The 367-nt window shown below is 59.4% G+C and carries 1 pseudogene; it reads left to right on the top strand.

Annotation, left to right across the window (positions count from 1 at the left end):
• Window positions 1-209: pseudogene (locus EN846_RS35665) on the top strand (hypothetical protein); the annotation flags it as partial.
• Between the last annotated feature and the right edge of the window lie 158 nt (window positions 210-367).

The raw sequence follows: 367 nt of genomic DNA, 5'->3' as shown, positions 1-367 counted from the left end.
ATCAGATCTGGGAGAAATTCAAGGGCCTCAGCAGAGAGAACGTTCACCCGCGGTGGCAGGACGAGATCCTCTCGGCAATAGGCAACCTCGAAACGGCAGGCCTTGGGCCCCTTCTGGATGCCCTCTCGCGAGGGGCGCAACACGGCGACGAATCCGCGATTCGCCTTAAGCTTAGTAGATACGTGGCGTGGGCCGAAGGCGAGGGCTGAAGGTCCAGCTTTAGTTGCGGTGACGGATCTGTCGACGAGTTGGTGCTGTCACTTTTCGTGAGCGGGCCGGACACCACCACCTTGCCGATCAAGATGTGGTCGGGAATTCGGGAAGAGATCACGCCGACGATCGCTGCCGTTTCAAGTCTGCTGATCGC

This window comes from Mesorhizobium sp. M4B.F.Ca.ET.203.01.1.1, assembly GCF_004791025.1.
GTDB classification, from domain to species: Bacteria; Pseudomonadota; Alphaproteobacteria; order Rhizobiales; family Rhizobiaceae; genus Mesorhizobium; species Mesorhizobium abyssinicae.
The sequence above is the reverse complement of the archived record's forward strand: the minus strand, read 5'-3'. Positions and strand labels throughout refer to the sequence as shown.